The sequence below is a fragment of the Allobosea sp. WAO genome, assembly GCF_001509835.1.
Classification (GTDB): Bacteria; Pseudomonadota; Alphaproteobacteria; order Rhizobiales; family Beijerinckiaceae; genus Allobosea.
Genome location: NZ_JXTJ01000008.1, coordinates 671,822 through 685,054, shown reverse-complemented (window position 1 = coordinate 685,054; position 13,233 = coordinate 671,822). Strand labels below are relative to the sequence as shown.

General features: G+C 66.7%; 12 protein-coding genes. 5 read left to right on the top strand and 7 right to left on the bottom strand.

The features are described 5' to 3' along the window. Positions 1 to 131: 131 nt before the first annotated feature. Complete coding sequence (locus tag DK26_RS18035; RefSeq protein ID WP_066475355.1) at positions 132 to 956, top strand: MipA/OmpV family protein; 825 nt, start codon at positions 132 to 134, stop codon at positions 954 to 956. A gap of 112 nt (positions 957 to 1,068) precedes the next feature. Here the strand turns inward: DK26_RS18035 and ndk are convergent, their stop codons facing one another. Together ndk and DK26_RS18025 are read right to left on the bottom strand one after the other, a co-directional pair. Continuing rightward, a complete protein-coding gene (ndk, locus tag DK26_RS18030) occupies positions 1,069 to 1,491 on the bottom strand; it encodes a nucleoside-diphosphate kinase (protein ID WP_066475354.1) in 423 nt (140 codons plus the stop codon). Positions 1,492 to 1,582: 91 nt separating this feature from the next. Continuing rightward, positions 1,583 to 1,852 (bottom strand): sel1 repeat family protein, encoded by a 270-nt coding sequence (locus tag DK26_RS18025; RefSeq protein WP_248310013.1) that lies wholly within the window; start codon positions 1,850 to 1,852, stop codon positions 1,583 to 1,585. A 358-nt stretch (positions 1,853 to 2,210) separates the two neighbouring features. Here DK26_RS18025 and DK26_RS18020 point away from each other — a divergent pair, with 358 nt between their 5' ends. After that, on the top strand, positions 2,211 to 2,582 hold the full coding sequence (locus DK26_RS18020) for a DUF2147 domain-containing protein (RefSeq protein ID WP_066475351.1): 372 nt from the start codon (positions 2,211 to 2,213) through the stop codon (positions 2,580 to 2,582). A gap of 142 nt (positions 2,583 to 2,724) precedes the next feature. Here DK26_RS18020 and DK26_RS18015 read toward each other — a convergent pair whose 3' ends face one another. The 4 genes from DK26_RS18015 to gatB form a co-directional block, all read right to left on the bottom strand. Further along, positions 2,725 to 3,432 (bottom strand): glutathione S-transferase N-terminal domain-containing protein, encoded by a 708-nt coding sequence (locus DK26_RS18015; protein ID WP_066475350.1) that lies wholly within the window; start codon positions 3,430 to 3,432, stop codon positions 2,725 to 2,727. Positions 3,433 to 3,557: 125 nt separating this feature from the next. After that, entirely contained in the window at positions 3,558 to 4,043 is a 486-nt protein-coding gene (locus DK26_RS18010; RefSeq protein ID WP_083533304.1) for a GNAT family N-acetyltransferase, read from the bottom strand. A 35-nt stretch (positions 4,044 to 4,078) separates the two neighbouring features. After that, positions 4,079 to 4,585 carry a GNAT family N-acetyltransferase gene (locus DK26_RS18005; protein WP_184231635.1) on the bottom strand — a complete coding sequence of 169 codons (507 nt, stop codon included), beginning with the start codon at positions 4,583 to 4,585 and terminating at the stop codon, positions 4,079 to 4,081. Positions 4,586 to 4,746: 161 nt separating this feature from the next. Further along, positions 4,747 to 6,225 carry an Asp-tRNA(Asn)/Glu-tRNA(Gln) amidotransferase subunit GatB gene (gene gatB, locus DK26_RS18000; RefSeq protein ID WP_066475346.1) on the bottom strand — a complete coding sequence of 493 codons (1,479 nt, stop codon included), beginning with the start codon at positions 6,223 to 6,225 and terminating at the stop codon, positions 4,747 to 4,749. A 252-nt stretch (positions 6,226 to 6,477) separates the two neighbouring features. On the opposite strand from gatB, the gene DK26_RS17995 reads away from it, so the two are divergent. Both DK26_RS17995 and DK26_RS17990 read left to right on the top strand, forming a co-directional pair. Next, the gene (locus DK26_RS17995) at positions 6,478 to 7,614 is read left to right on the top strand and encodes an efflux RND transporter periplasmic adaptor subunit (RefSeq protein WP_066475343.1); all 1,137 of its coding nucleotides are present in this window, start codon (positions 6,478 to 6,480) and stop codon (positions 7,612 to 7,614) included. 70 nt (positions 7,615 to 7,684) lie between these two features. Continuing rightward, positions 7,685 to 10,873, top strand: coding sequence for a multidrug efflux RND transporter permease subunit (locus DK26_RS17990; protein WP_066475341.1), 3,189 nt, complete (start codon positions 7,685 to 7,687; stop codon positions 10,871 to 10,873). 100 nt (positions 10,874 to 10,973) lie between these two features. Here DK26_RS17990 and DK26_RS17985 read toward each other — a convergent pair whose 3' ends face one another. Further along, entirely contained in the window at positions 10,974 to 11,564 is a 591-nt protein-coding gene (locus tag DK26_RS17985) for a DUF2345 domain-containing protein (protein ID WP_066475339.1), read from the bottom strand. Positions 11,565 to 11,718: 154 nt separating this feature from the next. On the opposite strand from DK26_RS17985, the gene DK26_RS17980 reads away from it, so the two are divergent. Beyond that, on the top strand, positions 11,719 to 13,194 hold the full coding sequence (locus DK26_RS17980; RefSeq protein WP_198162358.1) for a deoxyribodipyrimidine photo-lyase: 1,476 nt from the start codon (positions 11,719 to 11,721) through the stop codon (positions 13,192 to 13,194). Positions 13,195 to 13,233: the final 39 nt, after the last annotated feature.

Below are 13,233 nucleotides of genomic sequence, written 5' to 3'. Positions count from 1 at the left end.
CCGAATCGACCTTTTCTGATAGGCAGGCTCTTTCCGCCCGCCCCGGCGCGGCGCATCAACCTCGGGTTAAGACTAATGAATCACATTGTCGCCGTTGGTCTGGTCTGGGGCGCCTCGGCGCCGGAGTTGTGATGATGCGTTGCGTTGCGTTCCTTGCGGGCCTTGTCGGCCTGGCTTCCGTGCTTGCGGCTCCGGCAAAGGCACAGTCTCCGGAATACACCCAGTACACCTCGCCTGAATCGGTCCAGAACTGGCACCTGACGCTGGGCGCCGGCCTGCGCTACCAGCCCGATTATGTCGGCTCCAACGACTACATCTTCCGGCCGCGTGGCATCATCTCGCTCGGACGCGGCACCCGTAGCACTTGGTGGTCGGCCGAGGACGACGCGATCAGCATCGGCTTCTTCTCCGGCAAGGCTTGGCGCGTCGGCTTCTCCGGCAACCTGCTCTGGGAGCGCAAGGCCAGCACGAACATGGCGCTGCGCATCACCGGCGTGCCGGACACCAAGTTCGGCGGCGAGGCCGGCGCCTTCGTCGAGTTCTACCCGGCATCCTGGCTGCGCGGCCGCGTTGATCTGCGCCGCGGCATCGTCGCGCATGACGGGATGGTCGCCGAGATCAAGGTCGAGGCCTTCCAGCGCATCGGCGCCTGGTCGATCGGCGTCGGCCCGCGCATGACCGTCGCGAGCGCCGACTATGTCCGCACCTATTTCGGCGGCTCCTGGGCCGGCAATGGCGGCCTGCTGCAGCGCTTCAACACTGGCGTCCACTCGGTCGGCGCGATCGCCCAGGCGACCTATGCCTGGAGCGAGAAGCTCCAGACCACGGCCTATGTCGAGTACAAGCACCTGATGGGCGACGCCGCCAAGGCGCCGATCGTCAAGACCTATGGCTCGCGCGACTCGATCACGGTCGGCGTCTCCGCGACCTACGCCTTCGATCTCGGCTTCAAATAGGCGGCTCGCCAGATATTCCACCGCCTCGCCCGGGGCGGTGGCCGAAAGAGAAAGGGCGGGTCCTCGCGGACCCGCCCTTCTTTGTTCTTGATGCCTGAGAGAGGCGGTCGGCTCAGCCGACGATCTCGTTGCCGGCGAAGAACTGGGCGATCTCGATCGCGGCGGTCTCCGGGGCGTCAGAACCATGGACGGTGTTCTCGCCGACGGACTCGGCGAAGAGCTTGCGCACGGTGCCCTCGGCGGCGTTCGCCGGGTTGGTGGCGCCCATCACCTCACGATAGGCGGCGATGGCGTTCTCGCCCTCGAGGACCTGCACGACGACGGGGCCGGAGGTCATGAACTCGACGAGCTCGCCGAAGAAGGGACGCGCGCTGTGAACGGCGTAGAAGGTCTCGGCCTGGGCCTTGGTCATCTGGATGCGCTTCTGCGCGACGATGCGCAGGCCGGCCTTCTCGATGACCGCGTTGACCGCGCCAGTGAGGTTGCGGCGCGTCGCGTCGGGCTTGAGAATGGAGAAGGTACGCTGGACAGCCATCGTTGTAATCCTTGGGGCAAAATCGGGAGAATGCGGCGCGCTTATAGCGGCGCCCTTCCCTTGCCACAAGCTGGACGGCTGCCCTTTATCCTCAGTGCCGGGTCAGGAACCGGCGCGCCTCGCGCAGCGCCTCCGCGATCTCCTCGCGGCTCATTTCCTGGGCCAGCTCGGCTCGGTGGGCGGCGGCGCGGCTGCAGCCCTTAGCGAGCGCGACGTTGAACCATTTCTGCGCGGCGACCAGATCGACCGGCGCAGTGCGGCCGGCGGCGTGCATCAGGCCGAGTTCGTAATAGGCCTCCGCCGAGGCTTCCATCGGGATCGCCAGCGAAGCGGGGATCGCGCTCATCTCCATGCGTGCCATGACAAACCACCCTGTTTTCATCGTGGCCCGGCCCTTCCTGGGCCGCGCTTCATGAGGAGGAGGTTCGAGCCCGGCGGTAAAAGACTCCGCTAAAATTCGAGATGAATCGAAGTTCAACGACTCGTAAGCACGGGGTTAAATCAACGTTCGATTCAGCCTTCCAGCTCGAAATGACGAATGATTTCAAAGCGTTTCTAAGATTACGCAGCGGCATGCATTGACGGAGGATTCACCTTCGCGAGCATTCGGCAGAGACCTGGCGCCCGCCAGCCGGCCCTCTTGAAGCCAGTCCGGGCTCAGATATAGTTTATATCTGAACCATGCGACCAACGCTGGTCATCGCCTGAGGAGGAACGTCATGAGGCTTCGCCCGTACGCGATCGCCGCCACGCTCGCCATGCTCGCAACACCGAGCCTCGCCCAAGAGGTCACCGGCACCTGGCTGCGCGACAGCGGCGCTTCCAAGGTCCGCCTCGCCAAATGCGGCGACGCCGTCTGCGGCACGCTCTCCTGGCTCAAGGACAGCAGTGGGCCGGCCAAGCTGGGCCAGCGCATCTTCTACGACATGAAGCCGTCCGGTGCCGGCAAATGGACGGGCAGCGCCTTCAATCCCGAGGACGGCAAGACCTATTCGGGAACGATGAGCCTTTCCGGCGACACGCTGACCACAGCCGGCTGCGTCATGGGCGGGCTGATCTGCCGCTCGGTGAAGTGGTCGCGGAGCAACTGACTTGAACCCGCTTGGCCCGGCCAGCCGTCATGGTCGGGCTTGTCCCGACCATCCAGGTCTTCGCTTGGCTGATCGAGCACAGGGTTCAAGGCGTGGATGCTCGCCACAAGGGCGAGCATGACGGCGGTGCCCGATCGGTGCCTCAGCGCGCCTTCTGGCCGAAGAGGATCGCCTTCTCCTCCGGCGTCGAGATCCCGGCCGGGTTGCGCAATTCCTCGGCGACCTTGAGCCCGCGCTGGACAGCCGGGCGCGCCAGCATCGTCTCGATCCAGCGCGCGACATTGGGGAACTGCCTGATGTCCTGGCCCTGGCGCTCCCAGCCTCGGGCCCAGCCGATGCAGGCCATGTCGGCGATCGAGTAGGTGTCGCAGATATAGTCGCGACCTTCGAGGCGCCGGTTCAGCACGCCATAGAGCCGGTTCGCCTCATTGGTGTAGCGGTCGATCGCGTATGGCACCTTCTCCGGCGCATAGATGCGGAAATGATGAGTCTGGCCGAGCATCGGGCCGAAGCCACCCATCTGCCAGAACAGCCACTCGTCGACCGCGACGCGGCCGCGCTCATCGGCCGGGTAGAACTTGCCCGTCTTGCGGCCGAGATATTGCAGGATCGCGCCGGACTCGAAGACGGAGATCGGCTGGCCGTCCGGCCCCTCGGGATCGATGATCGCCGGCATGCGGTTGTTCGGCGAGAAGGCGAGGAATTCCGGCTTGAACTGATCGCCCTTGCCGATGTTCACCGGGATCACATTGTAGGGCAGCCCGGCTTCCTCGAGCATGATGGTGATCTTCCAGCCGTTCGGCGTCGGCCAGTAATAGAGGTCAATCGGCTTGGCCTGCACTTGCGACATGCGATGCTTCCTCGTCTGCATTGAGGTTGGCCGATCAATCTAGGAAGCCGCCTGCGGCTGCGTAAGCCGATCCGCCGCGCGTCCAGGGCGGGCGCGCCATGCCGTGAGGGCGCGTGCCCGCTGCCTCAGAGTTCCAGCTTGAAGCCCTCATGGGTCTGCTTGAAGCCGAGGCGCAGATAGAAGCGGTGCGCCGCCTCGCGCGCCTTGTCCGAGGTGAGCTCGACCAGCCCCGCGCCCCGCTCACGCGCGAACGCGACGGCATATCCGACCATCACCGCCCCGATGCCGCCGCTGCGGCGCGCCGGATCGACATGCACGCTCTCCAGCCGGGAGCGCGTGCGGCCGCGATGCACGAGCCCCGGCGTCAGGGTGACCTGCAGGGTACCGACCACCTCGCCTTCAAGCTCCGCGACCAGAAGCGTCGAGTAAGCGCTGGCGCTGATCGCCTCGAACGCCGCCAGATAGGAGGGATGCCGCGCCTCCTCGGCGATTTCGGCGGCCGTTCTCGTCTGCTTGGCCGCGCCGAGCATGATGAGTTCGACGACGCGCGCGACATCGTCGCGGGTCGCCTCGCGCATGGTGATTCCATGTGGGTTCGGCACGTCGTTCATCATCGTCTCCGGGGAAGTGGCACTGGCCGACCCGCTCAGCTCACGAACAGCCGCTTGGCCATGATCAGCGTGTTGGGCGTATCCTCGCGGCCGTCGAAGCGGGCCTGATGCTGCAGGAAGAAGCCCATGCGCTCGTAGAAGGCGATGGCGAGCTCGTTCTGGCTCTCGACTTCGAGCCGTGCGACCGGCGCGTCGGGGAAGCAGGCAAGCGCGACCTGCAGAAGGGTCCGGCCGATGCCCTCGCCCTGCCTCGCCGGCAGGACATAAAGCCGGGTGAGCAGCGCTGCGTGATCGGGCTCGCTCCGCGCCGAGGCCGTGCCGACGACCTCCCGGCCGAGCATGGCGATCAGGAAGACACCACTGTCGCGCCCGAGCTGCGCGGAGAGCGCGTCGAGCGAATGCCACGCATTGGTGATCTCGGCGACGCGGCGCCAGCCATAGATGCCGTCATAGGTGGCGTGCCAGGTCTCGACCAACAGCGAGCGCACGGCCGGCAGATCGGCCGAAGTCGCGTCGCGGATGATGAGACCGGCTTGCGTCACCTTGGGCACCCACCCAGCAAGAAACCGCGATCAAGCCTCCATGCCATCCCGGCAGCAACGAAGCGGAGCCCCGGGATCCATCGTAGAGCATCCAGCCCCTCGATGGACCCCGGATTGTCGCGGCTGTGCCGCTCGTCCGGGATGACGGCGTGTTTCAGGCTTTAGATTCCCAGTTTCGCCTTCAGGATATCGTTCAGAGCCTGCGGGTTTGCCTTGCCGCCCGAGGCCTTCATCGCCTGGCCGACGAACCAGCCGAGCATGGTCGGCTTCGCCTTGACCTGCTCGACCTTGTCCGGATTGGCGGCGATGATCTCGTCGACCGCCTTCTCGATGGCGCCGGTGTCGGTGACCTGCTTCATGCCGCGAGTCTCAACGAGCTCGCGAGGATCGCCGCCCTCGGTCCAGAGGATCTCGAACAGGTCCTTGGCGATCTTGCCGGAGATCACACCTTCGCCGATCAGGTCGACGAGGCCGCCGAGCTGAGCCGCCGAGACCGGCGAGGTCGAGACGTCCTTGCCTTCCTTGTTGAGGCGGCCGAACAGCTCGTTGATCACCCAGTTGGCGGCGGCCTTGCCGTCGCGGCCCTTCGCCACCGCCTCGAAATAGTCGGCCTGGTCGCGCTCGGCGACGAGCACCGAGGCGTCATAGGGCGAAAGCCCGTAATCGGCGATGAAGCGGGCCTTCTTGGCGTCCGGCAGCTCGGGCAGATGCTGCTTCAGGTCGTCGACGAAAGCGTCGTCGAACTCGAGCGGCAGCAGGTCGGGATCGGGGAAATAACGGTAGTCATGCGCCTCTTCCTTGGAGCGCATCGAGCGGGTCTCGCCCTTGCCGGGATCGTAGAGGCGGGTTTCCTGGTCGATCTTGCCGCCATCCTCGAGGATGCCGATCTGGCGCCGGGCCTCGACCTCGACCGCCTGGCCGATGAAACGGATCGAATTGACGTTCTTGATCTCGCAGCGCGTGCCGAAGGGCTCGCCGGGGCGGCGCACCGAGACGTTGACGTCGGCGCGCAGATTGCCCTTCTCCATGTCGCCGTCGCAGGAGCCAATATAGCGCAGGATGGTGCGCAGCTTCGAGACATAGGCCTTGGCCTCGTCGGCCGAGCGCAGGTCCGGCTTGGAGACGATCTCCATCAGCGCGACGCCCGAGCGGTTGAGGTCGACGAAGCTCATGGTCGGATGCTGGTCGTGCATCGACTTGCCGGCGTCCTGCTCGAGATGCAGGCGCTCGATGCCGACGCTGATCTGCTCGGTCGGCGACAGGTCGACCGCGATCTCGCCTTCGCCGACGATCGGGTGCTTGTACTGGCTGATCTGGTAGCCCTGCGGCAGGTCGGGATAGAAGTAGTTCTTGCGGTCGAACACCGAGCGATGGTTGATCGCCGCGTTCAGCCCGAGGCCGGTGCGCACGGCCTGCCGAACGCATTCCTCGTTGATCACCGGAAGCATGCCGGGCATCGCGGCATCGACCAGGCTGACATGGGCGTTCGGCTCGCCGCCGAATTCGGTCGAGGCACCGGAGAAGAGCTTGGCGTTGGACGTGACCTGGGCATGGATCTCCAGGCCGATCACGATCTCCCAGTCGCCGGTGGCGCCCTTGATGAGCTTCTTCGGATCGGCGGGACGTGAATGGGCGTTCATGGCGATAATCCGGAAACGGCGGGCGGCCGGCCCTGCCAGAAATTGACGACCACCTCAGGTAGAGCGTTGGGAAGCTGCCAGCAAGCATCTGTTGCCGTCACGTTGCAGTAGGGTCACAATCCCTTCCGCAACGCACAAGACCGCTGAACTGTCGAGTGATGGAACTTGACAATCGTCAGCGGCGAGGCCTTTTAGCCGGATTGGCCGGAAACCGCGCAAGGTTGCGCCGGACACGCATTTTCGGAGTTTCATATGATCCGCCGTCGCTCCAGCCGGGCGCTCCTCGCATTGGCGGCCCTGCTTCCGGCCTTTTCGCTCGAAGCTATGGCCCAGGGCGCGCCGCCGGCGCCCCCGGTCACCGTCGCGACGCCGCTCGCCAAGCGCGTCACCAACTGGGACGAATTCACCGGCCGCTTCGAAGCGGACGAGCAGGTCGAGATCCGCGCGCGTGTCTCGGGCTTCCTCGACAAGGTTCATTTCAAGGACGGTGACATGGTGAAGGCGGGCGACCTGCTCTTCACCATCGACCAGCGCCCGTACACGCTCGCGGTCGACGCCGCGCGCGCCGAGGTCGCCCGCACCAAGGCCCAGGTCGACCTCAACCAGAACGAGGTAGAGCGCGCCGAGGCGCTGACCCAGAACCGGACGATCACCGCCCGCGACATCGATCAGCGCCGCGCCAACCTCAACGGCGCGATCGCCTCGCACCAGGCGGCCGAGGCCAATCTGAAGACGGCCGAGCTCAATCTCGAATGGACGCAGGTTCGCGCACCGCTCGCCGGGCGGATTTCGAACCGCCGCGTCGACCCCGGCAACCTGATCGCCGGTGGCCAGTCGGGGGCGACCCTGCTGACGACCATCGTGGCGCTCGACCCGATCAAGTTCGTCTTCGACGTCTCCGAGTCGGACTATCTGCGCTATGCCCGCCTCGCGAGCCTGCGCGGTGTCGCGCCTGCAGCGCGCGTGCGCCTCTCCGACGAGACCGACTGGGCCCGCACGGGCAAGATCGACTTCGTCGACAACACGCTGAATGCGCGCTCGGGCACGATCCGCGGCCGCGCCATCTTCGCCAATGCCGACCGTTTCCTGACGCCGGGCGCCTTCGGGCGGCTGCGCCTCGATGCCGGCGAGGTCGACGGCCTGCTCGTACCGGATTCTGTGATCGTGTCGGACCAGGCCAACAAGATCGTGCTGACGGTCGGCGCCGACAACAAGGTCGTGCCCAAGCCCGTCACCCTCGGCCAGATCGCCGACGGGCTGCGCGTGATCACCAAGGGGCTGAGCGCCAGCGACAGGGTGATCGTCAACGGGCTCGCCAATCCGATGGTCCGGCCCGGCGTGACGGTGACGCCGCAGCAGACCGAGATCAAGGCGGCCGCCGCCAAGTAGGCGCGCACGCCGCACGACGCCAGCGGACGGTATCGCCCGTCCGCCTGCCCTTCCTGGCCAGGACCAAAGCATGTTCCGCTTCGCCCATTTCTTCATCGACCGGCCGATCTTCGCGACCGTGCTTTCGGTCCTGCTGACCATCGCCGGCGCGATCACCCTGCGCACCCTGCCGATCGCGGAGTATCCCGAGATCGCGCCGCCGACCGTGACGATCACCGCGACCTATCCGGGCGCCTCGGCCGAGGTCGTCGCAGCCACGGTCGCGGCGCCGATCGAGCAGGAGGTCAACGGCGTCGACGACATGCTCTACATCTCGTCGCAGTCGACCGGTGACGGCCGCGTCTCGATCAACGTCGTCTTCAAGGGCGGCACCGATGTCGACCAGGCCCAGGTGCTGGTGCAGAACCGCGTCTCGGCGGCCGAGCCGCGCCTGCCGCAGGAGGTACGCACGCTCGGCCTGCAGGTCCGCAAGGCCTCGCCGGACTTCCTGATGGTCATCCACATGCTGTCGCCCGACGGCTCGCGTGACCAGCAATACGTTTCGAACTACACGACGCTCAACGTCAAGGACGTGCTGACTCGCGTCGAAGGCGTCGGCGACGTGCAGGTCTTCGGCGCGCGCGACTACTCGATGCGCGTCTGGCTCGACCCCGCCAAGGTCGCCTCGCGCAACCTAACCGCCGGCGATGTCGTCGCGGCGATCCGCGCCGCCAACATCCAGGTCGCGGCGGGCGCTATCAACCAGCCGCCCGCCACCTCGGACGGCGCCTTCCAGCTTTCGGTCAACACGCTCGGCCGTCTCACCACTGTCGACGAGTTCTACAACATCGTCGTCCGCTCCGACGCGGATGGCGGCACGATCCGCATACGCGACGTCGCCCGTGTCGAGCTCGGCGCGCAGGACTATCTCTCGAACTCCTATCTCGACAACAAGGAAGCGGTCGCGATCGGCGTGTTCCAGCGCCCGGGCACCAACGCGCTCGCAGCCTCCGACGCCCTCATCAAGACGATGCAGGAGCTGTCGAAGAACTTCCCGGCCGGCGTCGAATACACCATCGTCTACAACCCGACGGAGTTCATCAGGGAATCGGTCTCCGCCGTCGTCACGACTCTGCTCGAGGCTATCGTGCTCGTCGTGATCGTCGTGATCCTGTTCCTGCAGACCTGGCGCGCCGCGATCATCCCGATCATCGCGATCCCGGTCTCGCTGGTCGGTACCTTCCTGGTGATGAGCGCGGTTGGCATCTCCTTCAACACGATCTCGCTGCTGGCGCTGGTGCTGGCGATCGGCATCGTGGTCGACGACGCCATCGTCGTGGTCGAGAACGTCGAGCGCTATCTGGCGCAAGGCATGAGCGCGGTCGACGCTGCGCACAAGACCATGGACGAGGTCGGCGGCGCCCTGTTCGCGATCGCGCTCGTGCTCTGCGCCGTGTTCATCCCGACCGCCTTCATCACCGGCCTGCAGGGCACGTTCTACCAGCAGTTCGCGGTGACCATCGCGGCCTCGACGGCGATCTCCTGCTTCGTCTCGCTGACGCTGTCGCCGGCACTCGCCGCAATCCTGCTGAAGCCGCACAGCCATGAGGAGCCGAAAGGCGTCCTCGCGACGCTCACCGCGCCGGTGCGCTGGTTCTTCAAGTATTTCAACAAGGCCTTCGACTGGCTCTCGCACGCCTATGGCGCGGTGACCTCGCGCCTGATCCGCTTCGGCGTGATCATGCTGCTGGTCTATGCCGCGTTGATCGCGGTCGCCGGTCGACAACTCGCCGTGGTTCCGACGGGCCTCGTGCCGCAGCTCGACCGCGGCTACTTCATCGCCGTCTTCCAGCTGCCGCCCGGCTCCTCCCTGCCACGCACCGACGCGGTCATCCGCAAGGCGACCGATATTCTGCTGTCGCGGCCCGGCGTCGCCCATGCCGTCGCCTTCGCCGGCCTCGACGGGGCGACCTTCACGCTCGCCCCCAATGCCGGCGTCGCCTTCGTCACGCTCTCGGACTTCCGCGAGCGGGCCAAGGCCGGGCTGACGACGCAGGGCATCCTCAACGACCTCAGGACACAGCTCTTCCAGATCGGCGAAGCTTTCGCGCTGATCATCGAGCCGCCGGCGGTCCCCGGCATCGGCAGCGGCGGCGGCCTCAAGGGCTATGTCCAGGATCGCGGCGGCCGTGGCCTCACGGCGCTGGAAGCAGCGACCTGGGCCGTGGCGGGAACCGCGGGCCAGACCCCCGGCATCCAACAGCCCTTCACCCTGTTCTCGACGCGGACGCCGCAGATCTATGCGGACATCGACCGGACCAAGGCCGAGATGCTCGGGGTGCCGGTGACCCGGATCTTCGAAACGCTGTCGATCTATATGGGCTCGGCCTATGTCAACGACTTCAACCTGCTCGGCCGGACCTTCCGGGTCACGGCCCAGGCCGACAACCCGCACCGGCTCGACGTCCGCGACGTCGCCAATCTGAAGACCCGCAATACCGATGGCGAGATGGTGCCGATCGGCTCGGTCGCGACCTTCTCGGATACGACCGGCGCCTATCGCGTGCCGCGCTACAACCTCTATCCGGCAGCAGAAGTGCAGCTGTCGATGGCGCGTGGCTACTCGACCGGCCAGGGCATCGCGGCGGTGGAGAAGATCGCGAGTCAGGTCCTGCCGGCCGGCTTCGGCTTCGAATGGACCGAGATCGCGCTGCAGGAGAAGCTCGCCGGCAACACCGCGATCATCGCCTTCGGCCTCGCCGTGGTCTTCGTCTTCCTGCTGCTGGCAGCGCTCTACGAGAGCTGGACCTTGCCGCTCGCCGTCATCCTGATCGTGCCGATGTGTATCCTCGCGGCGATGATCGGCGTCGGCTACAAGGACTTCGACCGCAACGTTCTGGTGGATATCGGCCTCGTCGTGCTCGTCGGCCTCGCGGCGAAGAACGCGATCCTGATCGTCGAGTTCGCCAAGCAGGCCGAGGACGAAGGCATGAGCCGGCGCGATGCCGCCATCGCCGCCGCCCGGACCCGTCTGCGGCCGATCCTGATGACCTCGCTCGCCTTCATCCTCGGCGTGCTGCCGCTGACGATCTCGGTCGGCGCGGGCGCGGAGATGCGCCAGGTCCTCGGCATCGCGGTGTTCTCCGGCATGATCGGCGTCACCCTGTTCGGCCTGCTGTTCACGCCGGTGTTCTACGTCGTCGTGCGCTGGCTCGCCTCGCTCGGAGGCGGGCGGAAGAAGAAGGTCTCCGCCGAGCAGACCGCGCCACAGTCGCACTGACGCGCAGGCAGCCAAAATCAACCCCGCCCCGGCCACCGGCCCGGGCGGGGTTTTCGTTTCGAGATGCGCCGGGCTGCGCAGCGCTCAGTTCTGCAGGACCTCAGTTCTGGAGAATCTTGGAGCCCTTGATCGTCACGTCGGAGCTGGCGACGGCGCTGATCCTGCCGCCGGCCCGGATGTTGACGTCCTTGCCCTTGAGATCGACCGAGCCATCCTTCTTCAGGTGGAGGGAGGCCGCGCCTGAATCGAGCAGCATGCCATCGGCTGCCTCGACGCTCAGCGCCCGGCCGCTGGCGATGGCGAAATCCTTGCTGCTGTCGATGTCGATGCTGACCGAGGCCGCGACCTCGAAGGCGCGCGTTGCCAGGCTGATCTGCCGGTTGGCGTTGAGATTCAGCGCCGTCGCGGCAAAGATGCCGATACCGGTGCCGGCCGCGACCCTGATTCCGGCGCCGGATTGCAGCGTGTAGGCGCTGCCGACGCTGGTCCTGAAATTGCTGCCGACGTTCAGCGCCAGCTCGGCCCCGGCGCTGATCGTGCAGCTGCCGCCCACCGTGATACTGAGGCCGTTCGGCGCGGTGATCGCGACCGAGCCGCCGCGGCCGACATTGACCGCCTGGAGAAGGGCCGCGAGCTGGGCTTCGAGCGCGGCCACGCGGCGCGTCAGTGCCTCCACTTCCGGTGTCGCCATGAGACCGCCTCCTTGAGCTGGACCCCGTCCTCGACCCGCAGCCGGGGCAAGTGTATCACGGCCCCGGGCGGCGGCAGCACGCAATGACGTTACGGCAAAGCGGCCTGCGCCCTCATTCCGGGTGCCGGCAGCGGCGGAAGGGAGCGGTGGGAAGGTGACGCAAAGCCCAGCCCTGGTCTGGTTCCGCGAGGATCTGCGCCTGTCCGACAACCCGGCTCTGACCGCCGCTCTCGATCACGGCCCGAGCCTCTGCCTCTACATCTTCGACACGTCGCCGGAGCGGCGCGCGCTCGGCGGCGCCGCGCGCTGGTGGCTGTCGCGCTCGCTCACGGCGCTTTCGGCGGCAATCGCCGCGCGCGGCGGCGAGCTGCTGGTCATGCGCGGCGACCCGGCGGAGATCCTGCCGCGCATCGTCCGCGAGGCCGGCATCGAGTTCGTCGCCTGGAACCGTCGCTACGACGAACCGGCCATCGCGCTCGACAAGGTCCTGAAAGCCGAAATTGCGGCGAGCGGCGTCACGGTCGAGAGCTTCAACGCGGCGCTGCTCAACGAGCCCTGGCAGGTGAAGAGCAAGGCCGGCGGGCCGATGCAGGTCTTCACGCCCTATTGGCGCGCAGCGCGCGAGCGCGGCACGCCGCACGCGCCCCTGCCGGCGCCGGAGGCCATCCGCCAGGCGAAGCTGCCGGCGGCCCTGCGCAGCATGACGCTCTCAGTCGACGAGCTCAGTCTCGAACCGCGCAAGCCCGACTGGGCCGGCGGCCTGCGCGCGAGCTGGACGCCCGGAGAGGATGGAGCCCAGGCCCGCCTGACCGATTTCCTCGACGAAGGGCTCGGAGGCTACCGAACCGAGCGGGACCGGCCGGACATGCCGGCGACATCGCGGCTCTCGCCGCATCTGCGCTTCGGCGAGATCGGTCCGCGCCAGATCTGGCAAGCCGTACAGATGGCGCTCGAGACGGGCGAGACGACGGGAAGCCCCGCCGACGCCGAAAAATTCCTGTCCGAGATCGGCTGGCGCGAATTCTCCTATCACCTGCTGTTCCACAACCCAGAACTCGCGAAGCGCAACTTCAACCGACGCTTCGACGCGTTCGGCTGGGAGCAGGATGCTGCCGGCCTCGCAGCTTGGCAGAAAGGACTGACGGGCTACCCGATCGTCGATGCCGGCATGCGCGAGCTCTGGCAGACGGGCTGGATGCACAACCGCGTGCGCATGATCGCGGCCTCCTTCCTGATCAAGCATCTCCTGACCGACTGGCGCGCGGGCGAAGCCTGGTTCTGGGACACGCTGGTCGACGCCGACCCGGCCAACAACGCCGCGAGCTGGCAATGGGTCGCGGGCTCGGGAGCCGATGCTGCGCCCTATTTCCGCATCTTCAACCCGGTGACCCAGGGCGAGAAATTCGATCCCGAAGGCGCCTATGTCAGGCGCTTCGTGCCGGAGCTCGCAAAGCTCGACGCCAAGTTCATCCACCGGCCCTGGAGCGCTCCGCAGGCCGCGCTGCTGGATGCGGGGATCAGCCTCGGAAGCGACTATCCCCGTGCCATCGTCGATCTCGACTTCGGCCGCAGGCGCGCGCTTTCCGCACTGGCGCAACTCAGGGCCGGGAGCGGATCGGAAGCCGACTGAGCCGGGCGGCGCTGCCTACGCGCCCCCGGCATGCTCCTG

Excerpts from the sequence above, each read along its gene's own strand:
- DK26_RS18035 (WP_066475355.1), top strand. The coding sequence starts at position 132 with ATGATGCGTTGCGTTGCGTTCCTTGCGGGCCTTGTCGGCCTGGCTTCC.
- ndk (WP_066475354.1), bottom strand. The coding sequence starts at position 1,491 with ATGGCTGTCCAGCGTACCTTCTCCATTCTCAAGCCCGACGCGACGCGC.
- DK26_RS18025 (WP_248310013.1), bottom strand. The coding sequence starts at position 1,852 with ATGGCACGCATGGAGATGAGCGCGATCCCCGCTTCGCTGGCGATCCCG.
- DK26_RS18020 (WP_066475351.1), top strand. The coding sequence starts at position 2,211 with ATGAGGCTTCGCCCGTACGCGATCGCCGCCACGCTCGCCATGCTCGCA.
- DK26_RS18015 (WP_066475350.1), bottom strand. The coding sequence starts at position 3,432 with ATGTCGCAAGTGCAGGCCAAGCCGATTGACCTCTATTACTGGCCGACG.
- DK26_RS18010 (WP_083533304.1), bottom strand. The coding sequence starts at position 4,043 with ATGAACGACGTGCCGAACCCACATGGAATCACCATGCGCGAGGCGACC.
- gatB (WP_066475346.1), bottom strand. The coding sequence starts at position 6,225 with ATGAACGCCCATTCACGTCCCGCCGATCCGAAGAAGCTCATCAAGGGC.
- DK26_RS17995 (WP_066475343.1), top strand. The coding sequence starts at position 6,478 with ATGATCCGCCGTCGCTCCAGCCGGGCGCTCCTCGCATTGGCGGCCCTG.
- DK26_RS17990 (WP_066475341.1), top strand. The coding sequence starts at position 7,685 with ATGTTCCGCTTCGCCCATTTCTTCATCGACCGGCCGATCTTCGCGACC.
- DK26_RS17985 (WP_066475339.1), bottom strand. The coding sequence starts at position 11,564 with ATGGCGACACCGGAAGTGGAGGCACTGACGCGCCGCGTGGCCGCGCTC.